At 36.4% G+C, this 18,882-nt stretch carries 20 protein-coding genes; 9 read left to right on the forward strand and 11 right to left on the reverse strand.

Features of this window, described 5'->3' with window-relative positions:
* Nucleotides 1-57: 57 nt before the first annotated feature.
* From ABGT15_RS12815 to ABGT15_RS12825, 3 genes are all read left to right on the forward strand, one after another.
* Nucleotides 58-747, forward strand: coding sequence for a hypothetical protein (locus ABGT15_RS12815; RefSeq protein WP_367231843.1), 690 nt, complete (start codon nucleotides 58-60; stop codon nucleotides 745-747).
* Nucleotides 748-863: 116 nt separating this feature from the next.
* Nucleotides 864-1,697, forward strand: coding sequence for a universal stress protein (locus tag ABGT15_RS12820; RefSeq protein ID WP_367231844.1), 834 nt, complete (start codon nucleotides 864-866; stop codon nucleotides 1,695-1,697).
* Between the two features lie 74 nt (nucleotides 1,698-1,771).
* A complete protein-coding gene (locus ABGT15_RS12825; RefSeq protein WP_367231845.1) occupies nucleotides 1,772-2,218 on the forward strand; it encodes an SRPBCC family protein in 447 nt (148 codons plus the stop codon).
* A gap of 214 nt (nucleotides 2,219-2,432) precedes the next feature.
* On the opposite strand, the gene dnaN is transcribed toward ABGT15_RS12825, so the two are convergent.
* The 6 genes from dnaN to ABGT15_RS12855 all read right to left on the reverse strand — a co-directional run bounded on the left by dnaN (nucleotide 2,433) and on the right by ABGT15_RS12855 (nucleotide 8,119).
* A complete protein-coding gene (dnaN, locus tag ABGT15_RS12830) occupies nucleotides 2,433-3,551 on the reverse strand; it encodes a DNA polymerase III subunit beta (protein WP_367231846.1) in 1,119 nt (372 codons plus the stop codon).
* A gap of 96 nt (nucleotides 3,552-3,647) precedes the next feature.
* The gene (gldG, locus tag ABGT15_RS12835; RefSeq protein WP_367231865.1) at nucleotides 3,648-5,333 is read right to left on the reverse strand and encodes a gliding motility-associated ABC transporter substrate-binding protein GldG; all 1,686 of its coding nucleotides are present in this window, start codon (nucleotides 5,331-5,333) and stop codon (nucleotides 3,648-3,650) included.
* Nucleotides 5,334-5,335: 2 nt separating this feature from the next.
* Nucleotides 5,336-6,061, reverse strand: a complete 726-nt coding sequence (gldF, locus tag ABGT15_RS12840) for a gliding motility-associated ABC transporter permease subunit GldF (protein WP_367231847.1) — start codon at nucleotides 6,059-6,061, stop codon at nucleotides 5,336-5,338.
* Nucleotides 6,062-6,892: a class I SAM-dependent methyltransferase gene (locus ABGT15_RS12845; protein WP_367231848.1), complete on the reverse strand. Its 831-nt coding sequence runs from the start codon at nucleotides 6,890-6,892 to the stop codon at nucleotides 6,062-6,064.
* Nucleotides 6,893-6,904: 12 nt separating this feature from the next.
* Nucleotides 6,905-7,201: a putative quinol monooxygenase gene (locus ABGT15_RS12850; protein WP_367231849.1), complete on the reverse strand. Its 297-nt coding sequence runs from the start codon at nucleotides 7,199-7,201 to the stop codon at nucleotides 6,905-6,907.
* A 90-nt stretch (nucleotides 7,202-7,291) separates the two neighbouring features.
* A complete protein-coding gene (locus ABGT15_RS12855; protein ID WP_367231866.1) occupies nucleotides 7,292-8,119 on the reverse strand; it encodes an SAM hydrolase/SAM-dependent halogenase family protein in 828 nt (275 codons plus the stop codon).
* Between the two features lie 97 nt (nucleotides 8,120-8,216).
* Here ABGT15_RS12855 and ABGT15_RS12860 point away from each other — a divergent pair, with 97 nt between their 5' ends.
* The 5 genes from ABGT15_RS12860 (at nucleotide 8,217) to ABGT15_RS12880 (ending at nucleotide 12,221) form a co-directional block, all read left to right on the forward strand.
* Nucleotides 8,217-9,167 carry a PhoH family protein gene (locus ABGT15_RS12860; RefSeq protein ID WP_367231850.1) on the forward strand — a complete coding sequence of 317 codons (951 nt, stop codon included), beginning with the start codon at nucleotides 8,217-8,219 and terminating at the stop codon, nucleotides 9,165-9,167.
* Nucleotides 9,168-9,266: 99 nt separating this feature from the next.
* Nucleotides 9,267-9,788, forward strand: coding sequence for a hypothetical protein (locus ABGT15_RS12865; protein WP_367231851.1), 522 nt, complete (start codon nucleotides 9,267-9,269; stop codon nucleotides 9,786-9,788).
* Nucleotides 9,789-10,063: 275 nt separating this feature from the next.
* A complete protein-coding gene (locus ABGT15_RS12870) occupies nucleotides 10,064-11,011 on the forward strand; it encodes a phosphoribosylaminoimidazolesuccinocarboxamide synthase (RefSeq protein WP_367231852.1) in 948 nt (315 codons plus the stop codon).
* Nucleotides 11,012-11,240: 229 nt separating this feature from the next.
* A complete protein-coding gene (locus ABGT15_RS12875; protein WP_367231853.1) occupies nucleotides 11,241-11,729 on the forward strand; it encodes a hypothetical protein in 489 nt (162 codons plus the stop codon).
* A 54-nt stretch (nucleotides 11,730-11,783) separates the two neighbouring features.
* The gene (locus ABGT15_RS12880; protein WP_367231854.1) at nucleotides 11,784-12,221 is read left to right on the forward strand and encodes an ankyrin repeat domain-containing protein; all 438 of its coding nucleotides are present in this window, start codon (nucleotides 11,784-11,786) and stop codon (nucleotides 12,219-12,221) included.
* A gap of 77 nt (nucleotides 12,222-12,298) precedes the next feature.
* Here ABGT15_RS12880 and ABGT15_RS12885 read toward each other — a convergent pair whose 3' ends face one another.
* The 5 genes from ABGT15_RS12885 to ABGT15_RS12905 all read right to left on the reverse strand — a co-directional run bounded on the left by ABGT15_RS12885 (nucleotide 12,299) and on the right by ABGT15_RS12905 (nucleotide 17,998).
* Nucleotides 12,299-13,636, reverse strand: a complete 1,338-nt coding sequence (locus ABGT15_RS12885) for a hypothetical protein (RefSeq protein ID WP_367231855.1) — start codon at nucleotides 13,634-13,636, stop codon at nucleotides 12,299-12,301.
* A gap of 101 nt (nucleotides 13,637-13,737) precedes the next feature.
* On the reverse strand, nucleotides 13,738-14,463 hold the full coding sequence (locus ABGT15_RS12890) for a LytR/AlgR family response regulator transcription factor (RefSeq protein ID WP_367231856.1): 726 nt from the start codon (nucleotides 14,461-14,463) through the stop codon (nucleotides 13,738-13,740).
* A 2-nt stretch (nucleotides 14,464-14,465) separates the two neighbouring features.
* A complete protein-coding gene (locus ABGT15_RS12895) occupies nucleotides 14,466-16,415 on the reverse strand; it encodes a tetratricopeptide repeat-containing sensor histidine kinase (protein WP_367231857.1) in 1,950 nt (649 codons plus the stop codon).
* A gap of 2 nt (nucleotides 16,416-16,417) precedes the next feature.
* Nucleotides 16,418-16,831, reverse strand: a complete 414-nt coding sequence (locus tag ABGT15_RS12900) for a septal ring lytic transglycosylase RlpA family protein (protein ID WP_367231858.1) — start codon at nucleotides 16,829-16,831, stop codon at nucleotides 16,418-16,420.
* 75 nt (nucleotides 16,832-16,906) lie between these two features.
* A complete protein-coding gene (locus ABGT15_RS12905; protein ID WP_367231859.1) occupies nucleotides 16,907-17,998 on the reverse strand; it encodes a M42 family metallopeptidase in 1,092 nt (363 codons plus the stop codon).
* Between the two features lie 86 nt (nucleotides 17,999-18,084).
* Between ABGT15_RS12905 and ABGT15_RS12910 the strand changes: the two genes are divergently transcribed.
* Nucleotides 18,085-18,786: a DUF4294 domain-containing protein gene (locus ABGT15_RS12910; protein WP_367231860.1), complete on the forward strand. Its 702-nt coding sequence runs from the start codon at nucleotides 18,085-18,087 to the stop codon at nucleotides 18,784-18,786.
* The last annotated feature ends 96 nt before the right edge of the window (nucleotides 18,787-18,882 follow it).

Raw genomic sequence — 18,882 nt, forward strand, 5'->3', positions numbered from 1 at the left:
AGACAATCAAAGCAATAAATTTCGTAAATTTGATAGACAGTAACCTAATCTTCATCAATGAGAATTATTCGTGATATCATGAAGTTTTTGGTATTGATAGTAGCTTTTTTTCTCATAGCCTGTAGTGCTAAGCAACATACATATGAGATAAACGGAAACAATGTAATGCCTAACGGCGTAAGACCCAATAAAGAATTCAAATTTAAACTGGATTCTAATAAATACGAGGCTAGTGACTCAACCTTAATAAACTACAAAGGAATTTACCTCTGCAAAGATTTTCTGCCCACACCCGATAACAATATAGCTGCTGTTTACTATCGTTTTTTTCCAAACAATATAATTCAGGAAGTAGTCATACGAAGTAGAGATTCCAGCAGCAGCGTCATAGACAGTCTTATCAATCTTGAAATTAATGACCCCGACGTTGGTAATCTCGGGAAATACAAAATACTTGAAGGGAAAGAATTGTTTATCGAAATTTTACGAAACAAGTATGGAACTTCTTTAGAAAAAGGGCTCATTCAGGCCGAAGATTATATGTTCATAACAACACAATACACCCGAAGAGATGATCATTTGAATTTAGTAGCCAATAACCCCAAAGTAATTGATGAGAAAAGTGGCGTAGTACTGGGTTTATTTGCGGCAGTAGATGCTTTAGATTATTCCATGCCGGCCATAAAGAAAAAATACGAGCGTGTTGTGCCGCCTCAATTCTCTTTTTATGAAATAAAGTTAAAATAAGTAGAGTATATACAAAATGTTTTTAAAAGGTTAAATTATTGTAAACCTGATAATTATCAGTATTTATCTTGCATTATATTTAGTAACTTTATGTAAGAATTTGAAAATCAACAGTCATGAAAAAAATACTTTTTCCAACAGATTTTTCTGAAACAGCAAACAATGCTTTTGTATATGCTTTAGAAATGGCAAAATCCATCGATGCGGAAGTAATTGTGCTTCATGTCTATGATTTGCCTTCGGTTTCTTTCGGAGAAGTGCCGGTTACTTTAGTAGAAATATACGATTCCATTGAACTGAACAACTTCGAAAACTTTAAAGATCAGATACCGCATTTGAGAAAAATAGCCGAGAAATATCAATTAGATGATGTAAAAATGAGCCATGTGCTTCGTCACGGTGATTTGGTACGTATTATGAAAGAAATGTGTCACGAAGAACATATCGATATGATTGTAATGGGAACCAACGGCGCTTCCGGATTGCAGGAGATGTTTTTAGGATCCAATACCGGTAATGCCATCGTAAATGTGCCGGTAACGCTTTTAAGTATTCCGAATAAGGCTAAATTTGAAAGAATCAAAAACATTGGTTTTACCACCACTTTTGACGACCATGACCGTATTGCATTACACAGAGTAATCAGTATTGCTAAGAAATTCCATGCCAAAGTGAAATGTCTTGCTGTGAAAACCTATAGTTTTAAAATAACAGACGAAGGCGTAGAATATTGGAAATCAGAATTCAAAAACGAACCGGTAGAGTTTTATGTTATCCCGGATGATGATGTAAAAGAAACAATTATGGATTTTGTTGAAAATCAGGATATAGATATATTGGCTATGGTAACCCATAAACGTAATTTCTTTGAAGAGTTATTCAGTAAAAGTCTTACGCAAAAACTATCGTACCACATTGAAACACCAATTATGGCTTTTCACGAAGAGTAATCAGTTTGTTTTAAAGGTGTCGCATGTATTCACCAGATATGTAAAGTTTTTAAGTGCAACTAAAGAAGTATCATATGTCAAATAGCGTTTCATTTCACAGGGTAGTTAAAAGCTCTCCGGATAAAGTATATCGGGCATTTACAAGCCCTTTAGCCTTAGCATCATGGATTCCGCCATATGGGTTTTTATGCACAGTTCACCACATGGATGTTCAGATAGGAGGAACGTACAAAATGTCTTTTCTTAATTTCTCAACTGGCAACAGCCATTCTTTTGGCGGGAAATATCTGGAAATAAAGCCCAATGAATTTTTGAAATATTCCGATACGTTTGATGATCCCAATCTTCCGGGTGAGATGACAACTACGGTTTGGATCACTAAAGTTTCAGTAGGTACTGAATTAAAAATTGTACAAGAAGGTATTCCTGCTGTCATTCCAGCGGAAATGTGCTATTTGGGTTGGCAGGAATCTTTAGAAAAACTAATAAAACTTATTGAACCGGAAATACCGGATGAATAGCAGCGGGGCATAAACACATTGTCAGACTAAATGCAATGCTATTCAGATAAGAATTTCAGTAAATAAAAAACCGCAATTCCAATAAGGTCTTGCGGTTTTTTGGTATAAAAGGGTTGGTTATAGCGTATTTTAAGTTCTCAGTCTCAGTTCTGGTTTTCAGTTTTGCTGAATCTTCAGGTTTTCTTTTCTGTGACTGTAAACTGGCGATTGACTACTAGTTGTTCAACATTACAGGCATTACTAACATGGTAACCGTTTCGCCTTCGTCCAATCCGTCAACAGGCGTAAGGATTCCGGCTCTGTTTGGTAACGACATTTCCAATTGGATTTCATCAGATTGCAAATTCGTCAACATCTCAGTAAGGAAACGTGAGTTGAATCCGATTTGCATGTCGTCTCCCTGGTAGTCACAAGTTAAACGTTCTTCTGCTTTGTTTGAGTAATCGATATCTTCAGCAGAAATGTTTAATTCCGCACCGGCAATTTTTAAACGAATCTGGTGGGTGGTTTTGTTCGCGAAGATTGCCACACGACGCACAGAACTTAAAAACTGAGTTCTGTCCATTAATAATTTATTCGGATTTTCTTTTGGAATTACCGCTTCGTAGTTCGGATATTTACCGTCAATCAAACGACAAGTTAAAGTGTAATTATCAAAAGTAAAAGTTGCATTCGAATCGTTGTATTCAATTTTAACTTCCGCATCCGAAGTAGCTAAGATTCCTTTTAAGATGTTTAAAGGTTTTTTAGGCATGATGAAATCTGCAGCTTGTGATGCTTTCACATCGGTTCTTGCGTATTTCACTAATTTGTGAGCATCCGTAGCAACGAAAATCAGACCTTCAGTAGAAAATTGGAAGAATACTCCGGACATTACCGGACGTAAATCATCATTCCCGGCTGCGAAAATCGTTTTACTGATAGCTGTTGCCAATACTTCAGCAGGAACCAACGTAGATGAAGGCTCATCTAAAACTACTGCTTTTGGGAATTCCTCTCCAGGAGCATACGCCAAGGCATATTTACCCGAGTTAGAACTGATTTCAATGGTATTATTGTCTTCAACCGTGAATGTTAAAGGCTGCTCTGGGAAAGTTTTCAGGATTTCCAACAATAACTTTGCGGGAACTGCCACACTTCCTTGGCTGGTAGAATCGATTTCTAAGGTAGAAGACATCGTAGTCTCTAAATCAGAAGAAGAAACTCTTAACTGGTTGTTATCTAATTCAAATAAGAAATTATCCAAAATAGGCAGGGTGTTACTACTGTTGATAACGCTACCTAATACTTGCAATTGTTTTAACAAATACGAACTGGATACTATAAACTTCATCGTCTTTCTTTTTAAGGTGTGTAAAATTGCATTTATATTTTACAATTCACAAATATATTCTAATCTAATTAACGGCAAAAACAATTTTATTAACAACTAGCGGGCGTATTTGCGTTTTCTTAAGAAAGTAAACAAGAATCCAAAAATAGCCAGCACAACAATTGGTAATCCGACAGTTAGGATTTGGGTGAAAGTATAATTTTCATGTACTTTCTCTTTGTCCAGTAACGGTAAATCGACGTCTTTGCTTCGAATGTTAATAAGTCCGTTGTCGTCCAACAGGTAATTTACACAGTTGAGCATGAATTCTTTGTTACCGAAAAGGTTGTTGGTCCATTTGTCATATCCCAATTCCAAAGGTTGAAAGGCTTGATCCAGTTGGTTTTTAACCACATCACCATCGGAAATGATAATCATCTTATTGTCTTTTCCAACATTTTTATAGGAAGCGTCTTTAAAAGGTAAAACACGGTTTTCATACATCGAATGGAATTTGCCTTCCAATAAAACTGATAACGGCAAACGTCCGCCACCCTGATAGTCTTTCGGGCTTGTTTGTTCGGTTACCATTTCCAGACTTACCTGTGTAGGAGTTCCAATCGCCTTAGAATATTGCGACGATTCCATCAAAACCGTTTTCTTAATATCGTTTTTCAGCAATTCGATTGGGGTGGTAAATTCAAATTTTACTCCTTCAATATTTTTAACAATCGGATGTTGTGATTCCGGATATACAAACGGTGAATATTTCCAGACATATTGCTCGTATTGTGTTTGGCTTCCGGGATCTCCTGTTGCTAATTTTATCGGGGTTCCCTGTTCGTCTTTTACCAGAGCCGGATTGATTCTGACACCATATTTGAAAAACATATCCGTTAGATTTAAATCCTTTGGATAGGCTAAAATCGAACCGCTTTCGTTGTAGAGGCTGTCCATTTCGGCCTGAACGTTGTCTACCAGCCAAAGTGTTTTTCCACCGTTGATAATATACTGGTCTAACACTTCTTTTTCTTCTTCGGTAAAGCGTTTGGAAGGTTTGGCAATAATAGCCATGTCATATTTCTTCAAGGCTTCTAAAGAACGCTGCGGACTTTTTGCCACAGAATCCATAGTGAACGGACCAATATAATAACTTTCACGAACGGATTTCAGGAAATCGGCAATTTGTAAATCATGCAACCCGCCAATACCTTTGATAACCGCAATTTTCTTTTGTTTTTCTTTGATGATTTTATTGAAAGCATCAGCAAAAGCATACTCCAAATGCTGTACAGAACTTACCACTTTTTCTTCGGTAGAGGCGCCCATCATGTTTTTCAGCAGCTGAACCTTGGTTACTTTACCGTTGTAAGTAGCAACAGCCCACGGGAAAACCACTTCCTGAGACTGTTTTCCTTTGTCATCAACAGTGATGCTGATAGGAGTTAAACCTCTCTGATACAGCATTTTCATATTCGCTTCACGCTCTTCTTCCTTTTCCAACGGATTCACGAATTGGAAAATGATATTGGAATTGTATGCTTTGAATTCTTCTAATGTCTGACGGGTTTCGCTTTGCAAACGTTTAAATTCACCCGGAAATTGTCCTTCTAAATACACATCGATGTATAAAGGACTGTCAACCTGTTTGATTAGGTTTAAGGAGGTTTCGGAAAGCGTATAACGTTTGTCTGCCGTTAAATCGAATCGTTTAAAAAAGTAATTTCCGAAGATATTCAGCGCAATTAATCCGACGATTAAAATCCCTAATTGCTTTAATCCTTGTTTTTTAGCTTCCTTCATCATTACCATTTCAAAGATTTAAGTTGATAAACCGTTCCTGCCAAAAACGCAATGGTAACGCTAACGAAATATAAAATGTCACGGGTGTCCAAAACGCCGCGGCTCATACTTTTAAAGTGTGATTCGAAACCGAAACTGGCAAACAAATCGCCAAAATTGCCCATCATGGAAGATAAGCCTTCAAAGCCGTAATATAAAACGAAACATAAAAATACCGCAATGATAAACGCTACAATCTGATTATCCGAAAGGGTAGAAGTGAAAATTCCGATAGCCGAATAAGCCGCAATCAAAAACAACAGTCCAAAATAGGAACCCATTGTACTTCCCATGTCTAAATTTCCGGCCGGATTTCCTAAATCTGAAATCACGAAAACGTAGATTAAAGTTGGGATGATAGCAATTACGATCAATAAGAATGCTCCTAAGAATTTACCATTTACGATCTCCCAGGTACTCAAAGGTTTGGTAAGCATTAATTCGATGGTTCCTTGTTTTTTTTCATCCGAAAAACTTCTCATGGTCACCGCAGGAATAAGAAAAATCAAAATCCAAGGCGCTAAAGTGAAAAACGGACTCAAATCAGCGAAACCACTTTTTAAAATGTTAAATTCCCCTTCAAAAACCCATAGGAAAAGTCCGTTGAGCAAAAGAAAAATAGCGATAACCAAATACCCGATCGGCGAACCGAAGAATGATTTGATTTCTCTTAATAATAATGCTTTCATTTACAGTTTTTTAATAATAATAATATCCTGATGTTCATTTAATTCCGTTTCAGAAGCGCCGGACCAATTTCCTTTTATGAAATGGCTTACTTCAAAGTTGTACTTTTTTAAAGTATCCATAATATACTTTTTTTGATAAGCAACGTTGGCTTCCTTTACATTTTTGTCCATCAGATAATAGTTTCCAAAGTTATACAGAAACTTTTTACGTGCAATTGTGTTTTGAGAAGAATCCTCTGTATCATCAATAATAAAAAAAGTAGCAAAACAATCTTGATTTTTTTTGAGCACCCTTTGTATTTCTTCTAAATAGTTTTCCAGATCTTCAGGCAACATATGTGTAAATACCGAGGTTAGAAAAACAAAGTCAAAACTATCATTCTCATACGGAAATTTTAAATCTGCTGCTTTTTCTTTTGTATCTAATCGATACAAATCGTTTTTAAGAGGAATTAATCTGAAATTAAAATTGGGATATCGACTACTGATGTTTTTGGTACACCAATCGATGCCCATCTTCACAATATCGAACCCTTCGTATCGGCCTTTTGAAGAAAGATAACCTGTGAAAGGAATAGCCATCCGGCCAATACCGCAGCCAATATCAAGAATTGAACTGTCTGGTGTAAAATTGCCATATTTTTGAAAATACGCAAAAAACTGTTCGCCAATTTTAAGATAATCCCCGGCGCCGATAAAGATCATTCCCTTAGGCGGAATTAAAGGATTTCTTTTTTTCAGGAGATCTTCAGGTAAATAAATGATTCTCCTAAGACTGTATCTTAAAGAAACGGGTAATGAATAGAAAGTTTTTCGAATAATTGAATTCATTTTTTGGAATAATTATGAAAGGCTTACCAGTTTATCCACGCTCCACGCTTCCGGCTTATCGTTAAACAGCTTTTTTGTAAATGTCCAAACATCGTAAAACAGTTCTGAATTGCGGTAATTTTCCAAATCCTGCTCGGTTTCCCAATAACTATAGGTGAAAAATATACTCGGATTGTTTTTGTCCTGATACAATTCTAAGAAACGGTTTCCGGGCGCATTTCGTATTTTCTCCTTCATTTGTTCGAAATTCTCCAGAAATGCGGGTATATTTTCTTCGTGAAAACTCAGTTTTACAATGCGTACAAACATACTATATTTTTGTTATTTAGCAATTAGTTCTTAGCTGCCGGCCAATAGTTGATATTGTTGTTTTAATTTTTTCTCTTTTAACTTTTCTCTTTATAAAAATTGAATCGTTACCAAATCCCTGAATTTCAGTCCCAACAAAGATGTTGCCGAACCAACCGTTGAAGGATTGCTTTTGTAAATGGCAATCTCAAGGAAATCTGCTTCATTGAAAAGTGCCAGTCGTTCGCCTTCATAATCTTTTAAAGTGAATTTTTCCGAAACCTTAAAATCGGAATAATTTCTGTGGATGCTTTTGATGGTTTTAGTACCGAATTTTACCTCAAATAAGCGCCCTCTACCAATTTCTGTAATAAATTTTTTAGAAATGTTTGTTACACAATTTCCGAAATGGTCGATATATACAACATAACCTTTGATTGAATTGTAATCTGAAGTTACAGTCGCCTGAAGTTCGCTCATGGCTTTAATCTGCGAAATTTCTTTTCCAATTACACTCAGAGTTCCGCCTTTTGCCAAATGACAGGCTACTTTTGTAAATACATCCATATCCGAGGAACCTTCCGGCAAGCGGTCATGTATATTGATTTCCACAATTTGTTGCGGAACGATTTTCTGGGTAAGGATGCTCAGGATTCCGTTATCGGCACAAATGAAAAAATGATCGTTCCATTGCATGGCGATGTGTTTGTTTTCCAAAGTGCGTTCGGAATCCACACCAATTAAGTGTACGGAACCTTTCGGAAAGCTGTTATAAGCTGCATTAATGATGTAACTCGCCTCGGAAATATTGAACAGATCAATATCATGGGAAATGTCAATGATTTGTGCCTGAGGATGTTCTGTAATAATCTTGCCTTTCAGCGCGCCCACAAAGTGGTCTTTCAAGCCAAAATCGGTAGTTAGCGTAATTATTGACATCATTTTGTTTATAACTATTACAGAAAGATTTTCTAAAATTTAGTAGATTTGAGATAATGCAAAGCTAACTTATTTTTTAATTAAATCCTTGTTGCTTTTGAACGAAAGAACTATCGAATTAACCGACATTACTCCAAAAGATTTTTGGGGTACACAAGACGCTCATCTTGAGCTAATTAAAAAATTATACCCAAAATTAAAAATTGTAGCCCGAGGCACGTTGGTGAAAGCCTACGGAGAGAAGGAAATTTTGGATGAGTTTGAAGTGCGCTTCAACCGCTTAATGATCCATTTCACGCGTTTCAATTCCATTGATGACAATGTGATCGAACGTATTGTTCAAACTAACAGTCAGGACGAACAACGAATGCCTGACCACGATAAAATTTTAGTACACGGAATCGGTGGGAAGCTTATCAAAGCCATGACCCCGAACCAACAAAAACTGGTAGATTACGTACAGAAAAATGATATGGTTTTCGCTGTGGGACCTGCAGGAACCGGAAAGACCTATACAGGAGTCGCCTTAGCAGTTAAAGCCTTAAAAGAGAAACAGGTAAAGCGTATCATTTTGACACGTCCGGCAGTAGAAGCAGGTGAAAACTTAGGATTCCTTCCGGGTGATATGAAAGAAAAACTAGATCCGTACATGCAACCGTTATACGATGCGTTGCGCGACATGTTACCACCGCAAACATTGGAAGATTACATTTTAAAAGGAATCATTCAGATTGCACCGTTGGCTTTCATGCGCGGACGAACGTTGGATAATGCTTTCGTGATTTTGGACGAGGCTCAGAATACGACACATTCGCAAATGAAAATGTTCTTAACGCGTATGGGTAAAAACGCCAAGTTCATCATCACGGGCGATCCCGGACAGGTGGATTTGCCAAGAAGAACGATTTCCGGTTTGAAAGAAGCCTTACTGGTTTTGAAGGACGTGGACGGTATCGGAATCATTTATCTGGACGACAAAGACATTGTACGCCACCGTTTGGTGAAAAAAATTATCGACGCCTATAAGAGTATAGAGAATCACGACTAACAGGCTTCAATGGAAATTTTGTAAAAATTGGCTATAATCTTGTAAGCTCTTTTTTGTTAACATGTAAGTACTTTGTAGTGTTAACTAAAAAAAGAAATTATGAAAAAGCTGATTTTATTTATCGCAATCGGGTTTTGGTCAATCAATTCGATTAATGCCCAAGAAGTAGAAGATGTAAAAATTACACCAGATAATTCATGGTTTAAACTAGGTTTGACCGTTGGTGTGCCAATTGGTGATGCGACTGATTTTACTTCAGTAAATGCAGGTTTGGATGTTAGGGCACAATATATGATCACTCCGAATGTTGGACTCGGTCTGGCATCAGGTTATAATCATTATTTTGCGAAAGACGATTTTGAAGATTTCGGGATGATTCCTTTGGCAGGATATATTCGTTATTATTTTATGCCAAAAGGGTTCTTTTTTGGATCTGATTTAGGTTATGGATTTTTAACAAACACCGAGAATAACAGTGGAGGTTTATATGTTAACCCACAAATCGGATACCATAATCATGATTGGAACATTTACGGATATTTTCAAAACACATTCACGGAAAACAATTTCAACCTGCAAAGTATCGGTTTGGGTGTAACCTATAATATCCGATTTAAATAATAAACATTGGACAAGTAATGTTCAATGATTTTTTGGAGCGAAAGGTTTGGGAATTTTTAGATACGTAATTCCCGTCTTTCGCTCCAAATATTATTCACTGAACACCAAAACAAAATATATTATTGTGAAGTAATTTTTTATTTGCAGGTAGCAAATAAAAATATTTCCACTGCAACCGGGGCTAGGGTTTAATTGTATTGAATTTTTGTAATCTTTTTTGTGAATCGTTGTGAAAGAGTTACTTTTGCATCACAAAAAACAACAACACAACACAAATGAATACAATCACAACGACCAATTTTAACTTTCCGGGGCAGAAATCCGTATACCGCGGTAAAGTAAGAGAAGTATATAACATCAACGACGAACTTTTGGTTATGGTCGCAACCGACCGTCTTTCCGCTTTCGATGTGGTGATGCCAAAAGGAATTCCATATAAAGGTCAAATCCTAAACCAGATTGCTACCAAATTCATGCAGTTAACACAGGACATAGTGCCAAACTGGTTGATCGCGACTCCGGATCCAAACGTTGCTGTAGGTCATTTGTGTGATCCTTTTAAAGTAGAAATGGTAATCCGTGGTTATTTATCCGGTCATGCCGCTCGTGAGTATGCTGCTGGAAAAAGAATGCTTTGCGGTGTAGCTTTGCCAGAGGGAATGAAAGAAAACGATAAATTTCCAACACCAATCATCACACCTTCAACCAAAGCGGATAATGGGGAGCATGATGAAGACATTTCAAGAGAAGAAATTTTAGCAAAAGGAATCGTTTCGGAAGAAGATTATATCGTTTTAGAAAACTATACAAGAGCGTTATTTCAAAGAGGAACTGAGATTGCTGCTTCAAGAGGCTTAATCTTGGTAGATACCAAATACGAATTCGGAAAAACCAAAGACGGAAAAATCGTTTTGATTGACGAAATCCACACACCCGATTCTTCCCGTTACTTCTACGCAGAAGGGTATCAGCAAAGACAAGACAACAACGAAGCGCAAAAGCAGTTATCAAAAGAATTTGTTCGCCAGTGGTTGATTGCTAATGGTTTTCAAGGAAAAGATGGGCAGCAAATCCCTGAAATGACTGATGAGTACATCGGAACCGTTTCTGAAAGATATATCGAATTGTTCGAGAATATTTTAGGAGAAGCGTTTGTTAAGGCAGATATTACCAGTATCAACGAACGTATCGAGAAAAACGTTTTAGCTTTTTTAAACAAATAAGGTAATCAAATCTTAAACTTATACTAACCACGCTTTGCGTGGTTTTTTTGTTCTTTGTAGTGAAAAAAAGAAATGTTAAAAACACCGATGAACTGCAATAAAAATCAGATTATCAGCATTGCTTTGTTAAAGTTATGTTATAGTGGCTTTTTTTAAGTAACGTCATGGCGTTTTCAGCGTCTATTCCTTTAAATCATCAAAATTAAATCATCAATCAAAATCAATCATCATGAAAACTTCAATCACTTATTTAGGAATCGCTTTAGTGGCATTTACAAATGTTGCCTTAGCATTAAATTGTCAGCAATCATTCATTAACGATGAAACAAGTCTGACAGAGTCGCAATTATTAGCTGGAAAAAATCCAGTTACCGTAAATGAAGACCATTCAGGAGACTGGAAAAGCAATAAGGAAACCGGAAAACATAAAAATGGAGATCCTTCCGATGTAATTGTTTTTCGTCCTTATGAAAAAAGTTTTCAGGAAATTGTCGAAGCGAATAATCAAATAATCGAGAATGCCGCATCAAGTGAAAGATATCTTTCATCTACCGAAGACAATTTGTCTGAAGAAGAGCGAATTATTGAAAGCATCAATTCGATGAAAAGCTGTCTTGAAGAAAGAACAATCGAGGAAATCATAATCGAAAACCATAAAATAACCGAAAGTGCTTTATTAAGTGAAGCGCTCTCTAACAAATTAGGAAAAACAGAATAAATAGTTTTAAAAAGAAAGAATAAATTTTAATCATTAATCAAAACAATCATCATCATGAAATCAAAAATTCAAGAGTTCAAAACGAACAGTTATTTAGGTGCTAGTAAAAAAGCGATCAGTGTATTAGGTTTGGCTTTAGTGGCTGCTACAAATGTTGCTTTAGCTTCGAATGTCGGAACGTCAACGTCAAGTAATGTTGCCATTGTAAAATACGATGTAAAACCACTTTTTGTAGCAATCAGTAAAGGAGATGTAGCTACCGTTAAAAAGTTTGTGGAGTATGGTGTAGATGTAAACGAAACGGTTAACGGTATGACGCCATTAATGTTTGCAGTTCGTTACAACAACCCTGAGATTGCCAAATTCCTGATCGAAAAAGGAGCAGATATTACCTTAAAAAACAACAATGGTTATACTGCTTTACGTTTAGCAGAAGAAAGTAAATCAAACGCTGTTGCTGAAATAATCAAGGCAGCTTCAACAAAAAAATAAATTTTGAAAGGATTAAAAAAACCACGCAATATTGCGTGGTTTTTTCTTTTAAATTAGGTTGTTTTTAGTTGTGGTATTTAGTTGATTATTATAGCATCAAAATAGAATTGTCCCATCCAGCAGGTCGCTGAAGTATCTCCCAAAACATCGGTTCTTGTTATGTTAACAGTCATTGATGATTGTGATTTTTGCGAGTAGTTTATGTTAAAAGTGTCTGGGTACGAACTATTATTGTATGGCGCAAACATAATACCGGTAGGGCTAAAGGGTAATTGTGGAGAAAAATCATAACGGACTTGTAATTTTTCAGGTTTGGCAGGAGCCAATAAAACAGTACTTCCGCTGATTACAGCTGTTGAGCTAGCAGTGGTTTGGCGCGCAAGAATCGTCCATGTAATAGTGGTACTAACTCCTTTTATGGATCGGGTGATGCTTCCAGTAGACCCTACTGCATTGGAACTACAAATTGGAATGTCCAAATCCTGAATGGTAACCAAATCCGGGATAGATACATTGCTGGCAGTTAGTTGTTGCCACGTTGCATTACCGTTAGCATCAGATACCAAAGCTTTTCCCAATCCCTGATTCCCATCTACAATTCGTATTGCTGCCGGAGCGGATGTTGCAATGCTTATGTTGTCAATATAACCAGCATCTTCAGCAGTAGAGGTAGAAACATCTTTGGAATATTCCCAACGCAAGGTTCTAGAACCGGCTGCCAATAGGTAAGTTTGTTGCGTCCATCCCACAGTTCCGGACCATTGGTTCTGCTGAACTCCGTCTATGTAAAATTTTAAATAGTCATAACCTGACTCGCTGCTTACTCTGTAATAAAAACTTAATGTGCCTCCACCTGCTGGTACGGTAACCGTGTGAGTCATAAAAGAGGTTTGATTGTGCCCGATAGTTCCTGATTTTGCGGCATAGGTTCCTGCAAATTTTTGAGCTGTTTGTGTAGCCCAGTTGGCACTTCCTCCGGCTGTTAACGGTGCAATTGCATTGCTTTCAAAATCCTGATTCAATAAACTTCCTGCTGTACCAACATTTTCGATGTGAAATTTATTGGTAGGTGCAGTAGTTCCCACCCCAACATTACCGGAATTATTATTGTAAATGTCATTACCGGTTTTTGTCCAATAATTAGTGCCGCTGCCCAGTGGAGTCCATTTGGACCCATCCCAGTAATAGAATCCTATTCCTGTAGTGGCATTTGTGTTGTAAACCAATAAACTTGTAGCCGGGGATGTTACCGGGCCAGAGGCATTAAGATCGGGTATGGATATGCGCGGAATCAAAACTCCTTTATCTGTTGCAGTTACATCCAGCATGGAGCTTGCGTTAGGTGTTGTGGTGTTAATTCCTACCTGAGCGAATCCGGTAAATGAAAACAGTAATAATAAAAGTAACTTTTTCATTGTTATTTTGTTGTGTTTTTGTTTAGCACGACAAAAGTTATAAAAAGTCTTTTGGTTGAAAAAAATGTGGGATATATGAAATAAATTCTGGGATAAAATTGTTATCCCTTTGAAATAAAGTCGTTTAACTTTTGTGAAATTTCTTCTTTGTAGGTTTTGGAAATAGGAATTTTATGCTGACCGATTATTATGTAATTGTTTCCAAAACTTTTTATTTTGTTTAGATTTACAATAAATCCTTTGTGAGTTTTTAAGAAATTATCCGGCAAACGATTTATAAAGTCTGTAATTGTAGAGCGGTGACGGAATGTTTTTTCTGCGGTAACAATAAGCAGATAATTTTTTTGGGATTCTATATATTCGACTTCGTTTAAAAAAACTTTTTCGAAAACCTCATTGTGTTTAATGAAAAGAAAATCATCCTTTGGCTTCTGAATTGCAGAAAGGGTTTTATTATAGTTTTGAACGGCAATTTCAATAGCTGAAAAAAGTTCTGCTTTCTGAAATGGTTTTATAAGATAACCGTAAGGATTGGTAGCTAAAGCCTGTCTGATGGTATCATTGTCGGAATATGCAGTCAGGAAAACATGCGGAATGTTGAAATGCTGCTGAATATAGTCGGCCAGCCAAATACCGTTTTTGTCCCCTTGTATTGTTATATCCAAAAGCGCAAATTCAATCGTATGCGATTGTAAAATTTCGATGGCTTCTTCCGAATTCATGGCAGTGCCTACCACATCGTATCCCATTTCCGTCAGATAAACAGTAATGGTTTTCTGTGTGATGTATTCGTCTTCGACAACCAATATTTTAAGCGGGCTGCTCATGGTTAATTTTTAATTTCCTTAAAATTGATACTGATGGTTGTTCCGTTTTTGCTTTCAAAGTTAAAATTTCCTTCCAATTGCTTGGTGAGTCCTTTGATTAAATCAAAGCCTACTGAATTCAATCGATACAAATTGAAATCATCCGGAAGGCCATTTCCGTTATCGGTAACCACAAGTTGGTAATATTCGTTCAAGCGCGTCAAATGTATTGTAATTTTTCCTAATTCTCTATCAATAAATGCATGTTTAAAACAATTTGTTATGATTTCATTAATTATAAGGCTTAATGGAATTGCGGTATTGATGCCTAATTCTGTTTGGTTGGCATTAATCTCAATACTTATTTTAGACTGATTATTCCTGTACGTAGTCTGAATTGCCTGGATTAATTCTTCCAGATAATTTTGAAAAGGAACTTTACTGAAATTTTCTGACTGATAAAGCGTTTTATGAATTAGGGCAATAGACTGTATTCGAGCCTGACCTTCTTTCAGAATAATTTTAGTGGTTTCATCATTTACATTTAGATTCTGAAGCTCAAGAATACCCGATATAATTTGAAGATTGTTTTTAACCCGGTGATGAATTTCTTTCAGAAGCATTTCTTTTTCAGCCAGAGATTCATTAATAGTTGTATTTTTTGCCGAAATCTCAGCGTTTTTTTGTTCGATTTCTCTTCGTTTCTTTTTAGAATTGTACAGATAAATTAAGGTAATGACTGAAATTAATCCCAGCGAAAACGCTAATATTGAAAGAATCCTCTTTTGGGTGGCATTAAGGTTTTCCTGTTGTTTTTCAATCAGGTTGTCTTTTTCTTCTAATTGATATAAAATATCATTACCGGCCAAAAGTAATTTTTGCTTTTTAATATTTAAGGAATCGCCTAATTTAAAAGCCTTTTGATAGTAAAGAAAGGCATCGTTGTTTTGATCTGTTTTTCTTAAAAGCTCGGCTTTTGTTTTATAATAGTTTACAATTATTTCCGCATTAACATCAGAAGAAAGCAATTGTTCTATTTGGGCAATATTTTCTTCCGCCTTAGAATAATTTCCGATTTGCGCATAGCAATCCGCAAGCAGTAACAAACTTCTGATAGTGCCGTTTGAATCGTCATTGTTTTTTAATCCGATTTTAGCATCTTCTTCCAAAAGCGGAATGGCAGCCTGATAATCATTTTTTTTGATTTTTAAAACAGCTAAGTTTCCTTTTATTACGGCTTTTAACCGCTGGTAAGTTTCAAAATCTGTTAGTTTGACAGATTGTTCGGCTTTTTTTAAGGATAAGCTGTAATAATGGTAAGCACTGTCAATCGTATTATTCATTGAGTAATAAAAACCTAAGTCGTTATAGGCAGACGGTATAATCAGAGAATCCCGTTTAGGGTTTTTAAGTAAATCCTTGATTTCCGATTTTAATTGAGGAATAGCTTTATCAAAAAGTTGTAATCGGGCATAAAGATTACTTTTAATGTTGTAACTCCAAAGCGGGAAGTCGGCACCTTTTTTTCTCAGTAAGGCAATTTCAGAATTAATTTTGAATACGTTGGAGTACAGGTTCAGATTTAAGTACGATTTTTGGAGCCCTACCAAAACGTTCATATGTTCGGCTTCTGTGAGTTGGTAATCTTTATCGTTTTGGATTTCTTTTAAAATTTCAATCGATTTTAATTCTTCTTCCTTAATATTATAGATTTCGGCTAAAGTAAATTTATATCGGATTTGATTTTTTTTGCTGGAATTGATTTGTTCATCCGTAGCCAGTTTAGGAAAGTTTTGATAGAAGAAATCCCTGTAGACTCTTTTCTGGTTCAGATTTAAGTTTTCGTAAAAGATGATTTTGTCGATGCCTTTTCGTGAGTTGAATTCGACTTTTATTTTATTTCCGCTCTGTGCATGACATAATAGCTGGATTGAAAAAATAAAAACACCTATGAGCTTCTTATGAAAAACCATTTCTAATTTATAATTTCAATTCTTACCGATAATTCGCCGTGGTTTTTATTGTCGGTGATTTCCATGAATGCTTTCCTGGATAAATCGATTTCGCGTCCTCTGCTAAAAGGCCCACGATCGTTTATCCGTACCACAACAGATTTATCGTTGGCTAGATTGGTCACGCGGACTTTCGTTCCAAACTTCAGCTCACGATGGGCTGCGGTGTATTCAGAATTACTGAAGCGTTCTCCGCTGGCAGTTTTTCTACCATCGAATTTGGCATGGTAATACGAGGCAACACCTTTATTTTTATACACCTTTCCTTTTTCCGAATGATTTGTTGTCCGAACCTTAGAACCGGACGAGCCACAACTGCTTACCACTAAAACAAGTGTTATAATAAAGAGTGAGGTTGTAAATCTAAAACGGGACATAGGCATTTTTTTATTTTTGCCACGAATGCACAAATGTTTTAAAATTCATTCGTGTATTCGTGGCTTATGAAAAGTTTATTTGAAATACGAAAAAGTTTCGTTGTTTTCAATCTTTAGTAAGCTTTCGTAAATCAGTTTGATTACGTTTTCCACATCCTCTTTGTGTACCATTTCAACAGTCGTGTGCATATAACGCAAAGGCAATGAAATCAAAGCCGAAGCCACACCGCCATTACTGTAAGCAAAAGCATCAGTATCGGTACCCGTTACTCTTGAAGAAGCATGACGTTGAAAAGGAATTTTCTTTTCTTCTGCAATTCCCACAATCAGTTCACGCAATTTGTTTTGCACAGCAGGAGCATAGGCAATAACAGGACCTTTGCCCATTTTTAAATCGCCCTCGATTTTTTTGTCAATCATTGGCGTTGTGGTGTCGTGGCAAACGTCGGTTACAATCGCTACATTAGGTTTGATGCTTTGGGTGATCATTTCCGCACCGCGTAACCCGATTTCTTCCTGAACAGAATTCACAATATATAATCCGAAAGGTAATTTCTTTTTGTTTTCCTTTAATAAACGAGCCACTTCGGCAATCATAAAACCACCCATTCGATTATCGATGGCACGGCAAACAAATTTATCATTGTTTAAAATCATGAACTCATCCGGATAAGTAATAACACAACCCACGTGAATTCCTAACTTTTCTACTTCGTCTTTATTGGAACAACCACAGTCTATGAAAATATTTTCGATTTTAGCAGGTTCCTCTTTACCGCTTCTGCCTCGGGTGTGAATAGCGGGCCAGCCGAAAACACCTTTAACAATCCCATTTTTTGTGTGGATGTTCACTCTTTTAGATGGCGCAATCATGTGATCAGAACCACCATTTCGAATAACATAGATAAGACCATCATCCGTAATATAATTCACATACCATGAAATTTCATCGGCGTGTCCTTCAATTACTACTTTGTATTTAGCATCCGGATTGATAACACCAACAGCTGTTCCGTAAGTATCCGTAATAAAAGTATCTACGTATGGTTTTAAATAATCCATCCAGATTTTTTGTCCGCTTTCCTCGTAACCTGTTGGAGATGCGTTATTTAAATATTTTTCAAGAAATGAAATCGATGATTTTGATAATATTGATTTAGTTGCCATAAAATTATTTTTCGCTAAAATAATGATTTGGTATTATAGTTGCACTGCATTTTTTGTATAAATTTGAACTTAAACTCTTAGATAGAATGAGAATATCAGCCTTTTTATTTGTAGTCCTTTTTTTTAGTACAGCGCTTAACGCTCAGGTAGTGGTAAAAGACTCTTTGGAGACACTGAGCGACACTACGATTGTCTTCAATACTGAAATGGAAGAAATGTTCATCACCAAAGACAAAGCTCTGGAGGAAGAAATGCGTAAAATAAAAATTCTCGAGAGAAGAGTGTTGAAAGTGTATCCTTATGCAAAAATGGCCGCAGAAAATCTTGTTATCCTAAACAGGAATATGGCTAAGCTGAAAACAGAACGTGAGAAAAAGAAATACTTTAAAATAGTAGAGAACTATCTTGAAAACGAATTTGGAGAACGTCTTAAAAAGTTCTCTCGTAAAGACGGGCAGATATTAATTAAATTAATCAACCGACAAACCGGAGAAACCACATTTAATCTGGTTAAGGATTTGAAAAGCGGTTGGAAAGCATTTTGGGCGAGCAACACAGCAAAACTTTTCGACCTTAATATGAAGGCTGAATACAAACCATTCACCGAATTGGAAGACTTTTATATCGAAGGAATTCTGATAAAGGCTTTCAGTAGTAATAAACTTCAAAAGCAAGATCCTGCAAAACCAATCGATTTGGCAGAACTTTCCGCTACCTGGAAAGAGCGTGTGAACATCGCCCGAAAAGATAGACAGGAGCGTTTGACTAAAGAAAAAGCTGAGAAGTAATAATCTTCAAAATCCGTACTATATAATAGGTGTGCTTTTTAGAAGCGAAAGGTTTGGGTGTTTTTGGAATGGCCATTCCCGCTTTCCGCTGCAATT

The sequence above is a fragment of the Flavobacterium enshiense genome, assembly GCF_040750275.1.
Lineage (GTDB): Bacteria > Bacteroidota > Bacteroidia > Flavobacteriales > Flavobacteriaceae > Flavobacterium > Flavobacterium enshiense_B.

Coding starts and splice junctions, on each gene's coding strand:
- ABGT15_RS12900 (WP_367231858.1), bottom strand. CDS start 16,831: ATGTCCCGTTTTAGATTTACAACCTCACTCTTTATTATAACACTTGTT.
- ABGT15_RS12895 (WP_367231857.1), bottom strand. CDS start 16,415: ATGGTTTTTCATAAGAAGCTCATAGGTGTTTTTATTTTTTCAATCCAG.
- gldF (WP_367231847.1), bottom strand. CDS start 6,061: ATGAAAGCATTATTATTAAGAGAAATCAAATCATTCTTCGGTTCGCCG.
- ABGT15_RS12870 (WP_367231852.1), top strand. CDS start 10,064: ATGAATACAATCACAACGACCAATTTTAACTTTCCGGGGCAGAAATCC.
- ABGT15_RS12885 (WP_367231855.1), bottom strand. CDS start 13,636: ATGAAAAAGTTACTTTTATTATTACTGTTTTCATTTACCGGATTCGCT.
- dnaN (WP_367231846.1), bottom strand. CDS start 3,551: ATGAAGTTTATAGTATCCAGTTCGTATTTGTTAAAACAATTGCAAGTA.
- ABGT15_RS12875 (WP_367231853.1), top strand. CDS start 11,241: ATGAAAACTTCAATCACTTATTTAGGAATCGCTTTAGTGGCATTTACA.
- ABGT15_RS12880 (WP_367231854.1), top strand. CDS start 11,784: ATGAAATCAAAAATTCAAGAGTTCAAAACGAACAGTTATTTAGGTGCT.
- ABGT15_RS12855 (WP_367231866.1), bottom strand. CDS start 8,119: ATGTCAATAATTACGCTAACTACCGATTTTGGCTTGAAAGACCACTTT.
- ABGT15_RS12815 (WP_367231843.1), top strand. CDS start 58: ATGAGAATTATTCGTGATATCATGAAGTTTTTGGTATTGATAGTAGCT.
- ABGT15_RS12825 (WP_367231845.1), top strand. CDS start 1,772: ATGTCAAATAGCGTTTCATTTCACAGGGTAGTTAAAAGCTCTCCGGAT.
- ABGT15_RS12910 (WP_367231860.1), top strand. CDS start 18,085: ATGAGAATATCAGCCTTTTTATTTGTAGTCCTTTTTTTTAGTACAGCG.
- ABGT15_RS12890 (WP_367231856.1), bottom strand. CDS start 14,463: ATGAGCAGCCCGCTTAAAATATTGGTTGTCGAAGACGAATACATCACA.
- ABGT15_RS12820 (WP_367231844.1), top strand. CDS start 864: ATGAAAAAAATACTTTTTCCAACAGATTTTTCTGAAACAGCAAACAAT.
- ABGT15_RS12845 (WP_367231848.1), bottom strand. CDS start 6,892: ATGAATTCAATTATTCGAAAAACTTTCTATTCATTACCCGTTTCTTTA.
- ABGT15_RS12850 (WP_367231849.1), bottom strand. CDS start 7,201: ATGTTTGTACGCATTGTAAAACTGAGTTTTCACGAAGAAAATATACCC.
- gldG (WP_367231865.1), bottom strand. CDS start 5,333: ATGAAGGAAGCTAAAAAACAAGGATTAAAGCAATTAGGGATTTTAATC.
- ABGT15_RS12905 (WP_367231859.1), bottom strand. CDS start 17,998: ATGGCAACTAAATCAATATTATCAAAATCATCGATTTCATTTCTTGAA.
- ABGT15_RS12865 (WP_367231851.1), top strand. CDS start 9,267: ATGAAAAAGCTGATTTTATTTATCGCAATCGGGTTTTGGTCAATCAAT.